The sequence below is a fragment of the Nocardia caishijiensis NBRC 108228 genome, assembly GCF_001612825.1.
Classification (GTDB): Bacteria; Actinomycetota; Actinomycetes; order Mycobacteriales; family Mycobacteriaceae; genus Nocardia; species Nocardia caishijiensis.
On sequence record NZ_BDBE01000012.1, the window covers coordinates 226,136 to 236,039 of the forward strand.

Annotated in this window: 7 protein-coding genes; 2 read left to right on the forward strand and 5 right to left on the reverse strand. The window is 66.7% G+C overall.

All coding sequences use genetic code 11. From position 1 onward, the window contains the following. Position 1 precedes the first annotated feature (1 nt). A complete protein-coding gene (locus tag NC7_RS03425) occupies positions 2-1,339 on the reverse strand; it encodes a DUF7159 family protein (protein WP_067978527.1) in 1,338 nt (445 codons plus the stop codon). Positions 1,340-1,405: 66 nt separating this feature from the next. After that, positions 1,406-2,728 (reverse strand): UDP-glucose dehydrogenase family protein, encoded by a 1,323-nt coding sequence (locus tag NC7_RS03430; RefSeq protein WP_067978529.1) that lies wholly within the window; start codon positions 2,726-2,728, stop codon positions 1,406-1,408. A gap of 131 nt (positions 2,729-2,859) precedes the next feature. Here NC7_RS03430 and NC7_RS03435 point away from each other — a divergent pair, with 131 nt between their 5' ends. Then, on the forward strand, positions 2,860-3,378 hold the full coding sequence (locus NC7_RS03435) for a YdcF family protein (RefSeq protein ID WP_067978531.1): 519 nt from the start codon (positions 2,860-2,862) through the stop codon (positions 3,376-3,378). 20 nt (positions 3,379-3,398) lie between these two features. Here NC7_RS03435 and NC7_RS03440 read toward each other — a convergent pair whose 3' ends face one another. The 3 genes from NC7_RS03440 to NC7_RS03450 form a co-directional block, all read right to left on the reverse strand. Next, complete coding sequence (locus NC7_RS03440; protein ID WP_236573141.1) at positions 3,399-4,181, reverse strand: hypothetical protein; 783 nt, start codon at positions 4,179-4,181, stop codon at positions 3,399-3,401. Further along, the gene (locus tag NC7_RS29985) at positions 4,178-4,864 is read right to left on the reverse strand and encodes a hypothetical protein (protein WP_067978537.1); all 687 of its coding nucleotides are present in this window, start codon (positions 4,862-4,864) and stop codon (positions 4,178-4,180) included. The genes NC7_RS03440 and NC7_RS29985 overlap by 4 nt, the downstream gene beginning before the upstream one ends. Positions 4,865-5,016: 152 nt before the next feature. Next, complete coding sequence (locus tag NC7_RS03450) at positions 5,017-8,235, reverse strand: (Fe-S)-binding protein (RefSeq protein WP_067978539.1); 3,219 nt, start codon at positions 8,233-8,235, stop codon at positions 5,017-5,019. Between the two features lie 585 nt (positions 8,236-8,820). Here NC7_RS03450 and NC7_RS03455 point away from each other — a divergent pair. After that, complete coding sequence (locus tag NC7_RS03455) at positions 8,821-9,534, forward strand: DUF8020 domain-containing protein (RefSeq protein ID WP_067978543.1); 714 nt, start codon at positions 8,821-8,823, stop codon at positions 9,532-9,534. Positions 9,535-9,904: the final 370 nt, after the last annotated feature.

Genomic DNA, 9,904 nt, shown 5'->3' on the forward strand with positions numbered 1-9,904 from the left:
ATCACTGCCCGGGCGGCGGCAGCCCGGGCAGCACCACCGGCGGCAACGTCGGCACGATGATCGGCGGCAGGCCCGGCACCACGGTGATGGTGTTCGGGCCCTGCGTCGGTGCCGGTTCGACCGTCGACGGGTCGACGGGAAGCTGCACGGGCGGGGCGGCCACGGTGCCGTGCACCGCGTCGGTGGTCGACGGTGGCGCCGTGGTCGGGACGGTCGGGCGCGGTGTCGAACTGGCGGGCACCGCCTGCGGGCCGTCGCTGGAATTGCCGCTCTCCAGCACCTCCGGGCCGTACCCGAGGCCGATACCGATCGCCGCGATCACCGCCAACGAGCTCACCGTGAGCACGGCACCGTTCAGTTCGCGGCGATTGTTCCCCCGACCGGTGAGCGCGGCGAGCGGACGCCTGCCACGGGTCGGGGCGGTGAGCCACGCGGGCGTGGGATCGTCGACCTGCTCCACCGGCAGCACGGGCGCCGCGACCGGCGCCTGGGCGACCTGCGCGGGCCGGGCGAGCAACGCGGCACCGCGCGCCAACGCGGTCTCCGGCTCGAGCGGAACGATCACCGGCACACCGATCGTGCGCTCGAGCACCCGCGCGATCAGCGGGATCCGGGCGCCACCGCCGATCACCAGCACGGCCTGCACCGGATGCTGAGCCCGGATGATGACATCGCGAGTCATCCGCGCCGACGACTCGATCGCCAGCATCATCAGCGCTTCGAAGTTCTCCTGGGTGAGCAGCACCAGGCCCTGCTCGCTGGGCAACGCCACCGCATTGCTGCTCGACAGCTGCTCCTTGGCCGCCCGGCACAGCGCGTCGAGCGCGGCCAGACCGGCCGGATCCGCCGGGTGGGCGATGCGGCCCGAGGCGATCTGCTGCTCCCGGATCAGCGAATCGAGGTAGTCGCCGCTGATGTCGCTGATCCGTTCACACTGGTGCACATCGCTGGTTCGCGCGTCGACAACGCTCACCGTGAGACCGGAACTACCCAGGTCGTAGACAGCCAAGGTGGACACGTCACGCAGGTCGGTGGTGGCGTGCGCGAAATGCACGGCGGCGACGGCTTCGGGAATCAGCTGATAGTTGGTGAGCTGCCTGCGGGCCATCGCGGCGCGGATGGCGCGCGCCTGCGGCTCGCTGCGGAAGGTGACGGTGGTCGCCGCGACCTCGGGGCCCGCCGCGAGGGTGGCGGCTATCGCGTCGGCCGCTGATTCTTCCGCGTGTTGTTCGGGCACCGGAAGGGTATGTACCTGAAAGGAATTCGGTGCACTCCCGGGCTGTGGGCGCGCCAGGCGCACCGTCGCCGCTCCGACGGAAACTCCCAAAACCGCACTCATCAGCTGCCCATCTCGTTGCACGACATGCGGAGCCTGCACAACCGGCAGCCCCCGCCCGACGTAACTCTACGGGGTGCCGAGTCCGGCGTACACCCACCCGGCATCGCGCCAGGCATGACGGTCAAGACAATTGCGACCGTCGATGATCGAACGGGAACGTACCACCGGTTCCAGATCGGCGGGCGTCAAATCCGTGAATTCATTCCATTCGGTAAGGATCAGTACGACATCGGCGCGGTCACACGCCTCGGCGACCGAGGTCGCGTAGTTCAGAGTGGGGAAGACACGACGCGAATTCTCCACCGCTTTCGGGTCGTACACGGTGACGACGGCGCCGTGCAACTGGATCATCCCGGCCACGTTCAGCGCTGGCGAATCGCGCACGTCGTCGGACTCCGGCTTGAACGCCGCGCCGAGGACCGCGACGTTCGCGCCGAGCAGGGAGCCGCCGCAGGCGCGGGTAGCCATGTCGACCACCTTGGTGCGGCGGCGCATATTGATGTTGTCGACCTCACGCAAGAATGCGACCGCATGGTCGGCGCCGAGTTCGCCCGAGCGGGCCATGAAAGCGCGAATGTCCTTCGGTAGGCAACCGCCGCCGAAACCCAGTCCCGCATTGAGGAATCGGCGCCCGATGCGCGCGTCGTAACCGAGCGCGTCGGCGAGCATGGTGACATCGGCGCCCGTCGCCTCACACACTTCGGAAACGGCGTTGATGAACGAAATCTTTGTGGCCAGAAAGGCATTTGCCGAAACTTTCACCAATTCCGCGGTGGCCAAATCGGTGAGCAGGAAAGGGATTTCGGCGGCGATCAGATCGGCGTAGATGTCGCGAATGTGTTGTTCCACCCAATCGGCACGTTCGCGGGTGCGGTCGATGCCGAGGACGAGGCGGTCGGGGCGCAAGGTGTCCTGCACCGCGAAGCCCTCGCGCAGGAACTCGGGGTTCCAGGCCACCTCCACGTCGATGTCGGTGAGTGCGCGGGCCCGGATGCCGAGTGCCGCAGCAGTTCCCACCGGGACCGTCGACTTGCCGACGATCATCGCCGGGCGCTCGAGCATCGGTGCGAGCGTGTCGACCACGGCGTGCACGTACTTCAGATCGGCGCCGTACTCGCCCTTCTTCTGCGGTGTGCCGACACCGAGGAAGTGGACGTCGGCGTGCGCGGCCGCGTCCTCGTAGTCGGTGGTGAACCGCAATCTGCCCGCCGCGAGGTTGCGTTGCAGCACCTCGTCCAGGCCCGGCTCGTAGAAGGGAACCACGCCGTCGGCCAGTTTGGCCACCTTGCCGGGATCGACATCGACCCCGACCACATCGTGCCCCAGCTCGGCCATACACGCTGCGTGCGTGGCCCCCAGGTACCCCGTTCCGAAGACTGTGCATCGCATACTCTCGTTGGTAAGCGGTGCGCGTGGCTACGCCGCGTCAGCGAGGCAAGGGCGGGCGCAACATCTGGTGTACAGGGGGGAACGTGGCCTCGGCCCGGGTTGTCCGAGCGGAACGGAGGTTCGCCGTACGGATGCGCCGCAAGCTGGTGGTGGGTGGGCTGGTTGCCGTGATGCTGGTCGTGGTGGTGTTGTGGCCGGTGTACGTGCGCCCGCAGGTGGATGAACCTCGGCGGGCTGATGCGATTCTCGTGCTCGGCGGGGCGCACGACGGACGCGAAGAGCTCGGATTGCGGTTGGCTGCGCAGGGGTTCGCGCCTCGGGTGCTGATCTCGGATCCGTATGAATACAGTGCGATGGTGAACCGGATCTGCCACGGGGGCTACCGGTTCGAGGTCGTCTGTTTCGATCCGAGTCCGCGCACCACACTCGGGGAAGGTCGCGCTCTCGCCCGTCTCGGGGCCGACTGGGACCGCGTCATCGTCGTCACCTTCACGCCCCACATCTCCCGCGCCCGCTACATCCTCGGCAAATGCTGGCCGGGCGAACTCGTCTTCGTCGACCCGCGCCCCCACCTGTCGCCCGCCCGCTGGGCCTGGGATTACGCCTACCAATCCGCGGGTTACGTCAAGGCCTGGTTCGCAGACTGCTGAGACGTCACCGGACGGCGTCGTCATCTGCCGAGTCTACGAATCGGTGTACGCGTCGGCTCGGCCACCAATATCCGCAGCGCATCCATCGCACCGCCACGGCGATGCTCCGGGATCTGGAGCCATGCACCATGGTACGGATCCGACAACCGGGTGCTCAACGCCTGAAGTCGCTTTCGGTCGCTGCCGATCATGCGTTGTCGATCGTTGCCCGGATCTGTCACACCACAGAGCAGCGTAGCGGCGTCGTCCAGGTGCCGATCGCGGTCCCGGGGATCGGCCAGGTATGCGGCACCTTTCAAAACGAGCGCGCCGAGGGGGTCGGGAACACTGAAAACTACCGAGCGGTCGAGGTCGTGGTCGATCCGGCAATTCACAGTCTTGCGTAGCGCCGACGTACCGGCCGGAACCGCGAAGACACGGCGGCCAGCGACCCTGGGCTGGTGCCGTGGTGCCAGATTGTCGGCGACCATGACATCCACCTGCGCCTCAGCCCGCTCGAACCGATGCACGAAAGACCGGCGATCTTCCGGGATGACCATGGAGTACCCGAGTTGTTCCAACGTTTGTCGCGCCCGACCGAATGTGGTCGCGCCGGTTTCGATATGCAACACCATATCGACATCTATGGTTGCGCGAGTCGGCGGAAGGTCGGCGTGAACCGCATGGACCTGAACCATTAGTCCGCCGATCAATGTCCAGCAGTCGCCCGGTAGAACAAGGGCGATCTCGACGAGTTGCGGCCACGGCGGGCCCCAGCCGCCGGGTGGCTGCGGAACATGCCAGGTCGGCCGCTCCACAGTCATCCTCGCGTCCCTTCCAAGAGTTCGGCCAATATGGCCAGGCCCGCGCTTCGTTCCCTGTTGTTCAACGATTCGGCGAGGTCGAGGGCGACAGCCGCGACCGGGAGCTTCCCGTCCGTAAACGCCCTCTCCTCGACAACTGTACGAAGCGTGACCTGGCCGACCGGATCCGGTTTCAAGAGATAAGCCTCGGTCAGGGCTGCGACAGATTCGACAGGTACGTATCCGTCGATCGAATCGTTCGCGGTCGTGAGGCCGAATGACGCGGCGTCAGGTGTCGCCAACTGGCTGGCCCCAGTCAGGAGTAAGTGGGGTTCGAGTTCGCGAAGAACCGATGGATGACATCGGAAGCGGTGTGCTTCGGCGCGGTTCTTCGTAAGTCGCACGAGGTCATCGACTGACGCAGTAGCGAGTCGGCGGGTGATCCGGGTTCGCTGAGCGGGGCTGATCCAGTCCGGTTCGCCCCGCATGAGAATGGTGATCGCTCCCCATGCGTTGGTCTGGCTCCAGGGCCTCCCTCGGCGGGGATTCTCATTCCTCCGCCGATGAACCGATCGCGCGTCGATGAGGATCGAATGTCCGATCCTCCGTGTGACCGCGAGCTGGCCTACCGCCACCAGCCGCTGTACCTCGCGCGCGGATACGCCCAGGATCAGGCCTGCTTCGGCGGCAGTCAGCTCATCCATTCACATATAGTCGCTTATGCGACCATATGTGTAAAGGGGATGCCGTAGCCGCTGGAATGGCCTTGGGGCGCGTTCTGTCCGTGATCTCGTCGGCCCCGGAATCGAGTGAGGCGCGGATTCGGGGAATCCGCGCCTCACTGGGTGTTCAGTTGTCAGTTCTTGCGGCCGGGGGCCTTCGCACCCGACTTGAAGCCGAGGCCGCCGGGCTTGGCGGTCGGCGGGGCCACCGGCGGGGTGCCGTTGCCGTTGGAAGGTGTGGGCTCGGGGGCCCTGTCTTCCTGGGCGGTGGCCTCAGCCGGGGTTTCCGGTTCGGCAGGGGCCGCAGCGGGTTCCGTGGGCTTCGGGGCGCCGGGGGCCTTGGGGCCGGGGCGCTTGAAGCCGGACTTCATGGCGAGGCCCTTGGCGGCGACCGTCGGCTTGGTTTCGGTGGGGGCCGAAACCGGTTCGGCGGCCGGGGCTTCGGGGGCCGCTGCGGACTCGGTCGACGAGTCCGCGGCCGGGGCGGCGGGGGCCTGTGCCGATTCTGCGGGCTTCGGAGCACCCGGAGCCTTCGGGCCGGGGCGCTTGAAGCCGGACTTCATCGCGAGGCCCTTGGCGGCGACCGTGGGCTTGGTCTCCGTGGCAGCGGCTTCGGCGGGCGCTTCCGCAGCCGGAGCCGGATCGGCGGTCGGAGCAGCATCGGTGGTCGGGGCGGCAGGAGCCTTGGCGCCGGGTGCCTTGGCGCCACCCTTCATGCCGAGACCCTTGACCGAGGGAGCGGCGGTTTCGGCGGCGGGAACTTCGGCCGATTCGGCAGCGGGAGCCTTCGCACCCGGAGCCTTCGCGCCGCCCTTCATGCCGAGACCGCCACCGGGCGCCTTGGCGCCACCCTTCATACCGAGGCCCTTGGCGGGGGCGGCCGGGGCCGACTCCGCTTCGGCGGCAGGGGCCTTCGCGCCGGGCGCCTTGGCGGCACCCTTCATGCCGAGACCACCACCGGGCGCCTTCGCGGCACCCTTCATGCCCAGGCCACCACCGGGCGCCTTGGCAGCACCCTTCATACCGAGTCCGCCACCGGCCGGTGCGGCCTTGGGGGCAGCTTCGGCGGGGGCTTCGGCGACCGGCTCCGGCTCGGGTTCGGGCTCGGGTTCGGCCTTCGGCTCCTGGACGACGAGCAGGTTCGCCGACAGCTCGGCGGCATCGATGCGGGTGATCGAGTCGAGCATCAGCTGCGACACGTCGACCACCTCGACGCCCTCGCCCTGGCCCTGCTCCTGACGCGCGGTGACGCCGTCGTTGAGCATGACGCGGCAGAACGGGCAACCCGTGGCGATCTTGGTCGGGTTGGTCGACAGCGCCTCGTCGACCCGGTCGACGTTGATGCGCTTGCCGAGCTGCTCCTCCATCCACATGCGGGCACCACCGGCACCACAGCACATGGAACGTTCGCCGTGGCGCGGCATTTCGACCAGGGTCGAACCGGAGGCTTCCATCAGCTCACGCGGCGCGTTGTAGATCTTGTTGTGGCGGCCGAGGTAGCAGGGGTCGTGGTAGGTGATCTGCTGGGAGACCTGTGCGACCGGGACCAGCTTCTTCTGCCGCACCAGGCGGTTGAGCAGCTGGGTGTGGTGCACGACCTCGTAGGTGCCACCGACCTGCGGGTACTCGTTGTTGAGCGCGTTGAAGCAGTGCGCACAGGTGACGACGATCTTCTTCTTCGACTGCTCGACACCCTCGAACACCGAGTTGATGACCTCGATGTTCTGCATCGCCAGCTGCTGGAACAGGAACTCGTTGCCCGCGCGGCGAGCCGAGTCACCGGTGCAGGTCTCCTCGGCGCCGAGCACCATGAACTTGGTGCCCGCGGTGGCGAGGAGTTCGGCGACGGCCTTGGTGGTCTTCTTGGCGCGGTCCTCGTAGGCGCCCGCGCAACCGACCCAGAACAGGTACTCGTAACCGTCGAAGCTGTCGGCGTCCTTACCGAAGACCGGGATGTCGAAGTCGACTTCCTTGATCCAGTTCAGGCGGTCCTTGGAGTTCTGGCCCCACGGGTTGCCCTTGTTCTCCAGGTTCTTGAACAGACCGGCGAGCTCGGAGGGGAACTCCGACTCGATCAGCACCTGGTAGCGGCGCATGTCGATGATGTGGTCGACGTGCTCGATGTCGACGGGGCACTGCTCCACGCAGGCACCACAGGTGGTGCAGCTCCACAGCACCTCGGGGTCGATCACGCCGTGCACGTCTTCGCCGCCGACGAGCGGACGCTCGGCCTCGGTGCGCGCTTCCTCGGTGATCTTGGCCAGCTTGGCCTCGTCGGGCTTGCCGTCGGCGTCGACCAGGCCGATCTCGTCGCCGCCCATGTCCTTGCGGCCGCCGGCCAGCAGGTAGGGCGCCTTGGCGTAACCGTGGTCGCGCAGCGACATGATGAGCAGCTTGGGCGAGAGCGGCTTACCGGTGTTCCAGGCGGGGCACTGCGACTGGCAGCGACCACACTCGGTGCAGGTGGTGAAGTCCAGCCAGCCCTTCCAGGAGAAGTCCTCCATCTTGCCCGCGCCGAGGATGTCGGTGTCGGGGTCGACGTTCTCGATGGTGAGGACCTTGCCGTCCGACATCATCGGCTTGGCGGCACCGAGGGCGACGCCGCCGTCGGCCTCACGCTTGAAGTAGATGTTGGGGAACGCGGCGAAACGGTGCCAGGCGACGCCCCAGTTGACATTGCGGCTCACCACGACGACCCAGACCAGCGCGGCCATCAGCTTGAAGAAGGCGAAGACCGACACCGCTTCCGCGCTGGCGGGCAGCACCGAGGCGATGTGCATGCTGACGAAGTCGCTGCTGGCGTGGGATTCGCCGGTGTAGGCCAGGACAAGGGACTTCGCGCCGAGCATGCTGATGCCCTCGACGAGCACGATGAGCTCGACGAAGTAGGCGGCGAAGAAGTTGGAGCCGGAGAAGCGCGACTGCCGGGCGGGGACGCGGGGGTGATTCAGCTGACGGATGACGATCAGCACGATCGCGCCGATGATGGTGCCGAGGGCGAGCAGTTCGTCGAGCAGGTGGTAGACGAAGGTGTTGCCGACCAGCGGCCAGGTGAACGTGGGGCTGAAGATCTGCCCCTGCGCCTGGAAGACCGTGACGAAGCCGAGCATGAAGCCGACCATGACGAGCCAGTGCGCCCAGCCGACGGTCCGGAACTTCACCATGCGCGTGTGCGCGGCGAACTCCTTGATCATGGTGGCGAACCGCGGCACGAACGGAGTGAACCGGTCGGGGGCGGGCTGCCCGAGCATGATCGTCCGAGCCATCTTCCGGATGGCGAGGCCGAACCCGATCCACGCGGGGACACCGACCAGAATGGAGATGATGCCCAACGTCAAAGATATGGGGCTCATGCTGTGGCCTTTCGTTCACGAAGCGACGCGGTGCCGCTCGTCCCAGGTCGCATCATAGTACGGTCCAAGTTACTCGGGAGTAGGGGTTGGCTCACTATGTTACCCATGAGTAGCTCAGGGCTGTCTCGGCGGTGGATGCGGCGAGTTCGTTGACGATACCGCCGGGCCGAATCCGGCTCTCGCGAATCGCGCGCGCGGCGTCCTCGCCGGGTGGCGATGTGGTCCGACCGGCCGGTCGATTTCCTTGCCCGACGGTTGCCGAGTGCCATTTCGAGTGGTGTTGTGACCTGGAAAACATGTGAGCCACATCACACACGTGTTTGACCCGAAAAGGGCGTGTCTGTGATTGAGCACGGCAAACCCTCCTGAACGGCGCTCCAGGTTAGGGCAGCCTCTCCCGTGCCCCTGGAAACTGTGCTGGCATCAGGGGTTTCGGTCTACTAGGCTCCAGTCGTTCTGTCTGCTGTGCCGGTCTTCACACTGCTCGGGGAGAAGTTGGGAGCATCTCACAAGGGTGCATCCACTTGACGAGTCTCGCGTGTCGCTGGATCGCACGCCGCACCACACCTGATGGATAGGAACCTAATGAACTTCCGTAAAACCGCTGCGGGTGCCGCACTGGTTATCGGGGCGATGACTGTGTCGCTGGGGACCGCGCACGCCGACCCTGTCCCTGCTCCGGCACAGGACATCAAGTACTCGGTCAAGATGGTCGACAAGACCATCGTCGCGACCCTGCAGAACGGCACCTTCGCCATCGTCGAGCAAGAGGGCGAAACCCCCGAGGCGCCCAAGACCAAGGTCGCCGAGATCAAGGACACCACCGGTGTCACCGTCGTCTCGCTGCCGATCGACTTCACGATCAACGGCACCGACATCCCGGCCAAGGCCGAGGTCGTCAAGGACAACACCGTGCTCGAGCTGACCCCCGAGCGCCCCGCGGGCGTGGAGCTGGGCAACGAGCCGGTCGGCGTCAAGCCCGTCCTGAAGGCCGACCCGATCGCCTCCGCCCAGGAGAACCAGAAGGCGATCAACGACTTCTCCTCGAAGTTCAGCATCGGCACCGCCATCGGCACCTTCGTCGGCACCGCCATCGGCGCCGTCGTCGGCTGCGTCTTCGGTCTGCCCCTGTTCGGTGTGGGCTGCCTCGCCGGTCTGCCGCTGGGTGCGGCCGTCGGCGGCATCATCGGCATGATCGCGATCGGTGGACCGACGATGCTCGCTGCGGGTATCGAGCTGCTCAACGTGATGCAGGCGCCGGAGGGCACCACGGTTTGGGCTGAGAAGCCCAAGAACTGATATTCGGTTTCAGAAGCCCCGCTCCGTCTCTTGGAGCGGGGCTTCTGGGCGTTTTGGGGTGTGGAGTGGTGGCGTGTGGCTGGTGGTGAACTCGGGTAGTGCCGTGGGGCTGGGAGTGCGGTAGGTCGCGGACTCGAGTGGTTCGGTATGGAACGGGTGATGCTGGTGCCGCCGAGCCAGGTGGCTGGAAGAGTGTGGCGGGCGGCGGGTCTGAACGATGCCGTGTCGCTGGAAGTGCGATAAGTGGCGGCCACGGGTGATGCCCGCCCCGAACAGGATTCCCAGCAGTCCGCCATGACAGCCTTCCCAGCCCCGCACGACCCGACCTCGAGGAGGGTCCGCCGCGAAGCGGCATAGCGGCCCGGCCGCG

Excerpts from the sequence above, each read along its gene's own strand:
- NC7_RS03455 (WP_067978543.1), top strand. The coding sequence starts at position 8,821 with ATGAACTTCCGTAAAACCGCTGCGGGTGCCGCACTGGTTATCGGGGCG.
- NC7_RS03430 (WP_067978529.1), bottom strand. The coding sequence starts at position 2,728 with ATGCGATGCACAGTCTTCGGAACGGGGTACCTGGGGGCCACGCACGCA.
- NC7_RS03450 (WP_067978539.1), bottom strand. The coding sequence starts at position 8,235 with ATGAGCCCCATATCTTTGACGTTGGGCATCATCTCCATTCTGGTCGGT.
- NC7_RS03435 (WP_067978531.1), top strand. The coding sequence starts at position 2,860 with ATGCGCCGCAAGCTGGTGGTGGGTGGGCTGGTTGCCGTGATGCTGGTC.
- NC7_RS03440 (WP_236573141.1), bottom strand. The coding sequence starts at position 4,181 with ATGACTGTGGAGCGGCCGACCTGGCATGTTCCGCAGCCACCCGGCGGC.
- NC7_RS03425 (WP_067978527.1), bottom strand. The coding sequence starts at position 1,339 with ATGAGTGCGGTTTTGGGAGTTTCCGTCGGAGCGGCGACGGTGCGCCTG.
- NC7_RS29985 (WP_067978537.1), bottom strand. The coding sequence starts at position 4,864 with ATGGATGAGCTGACTGCCGCCGAAGCAGGCCTGATCCTGGGCGTATCC.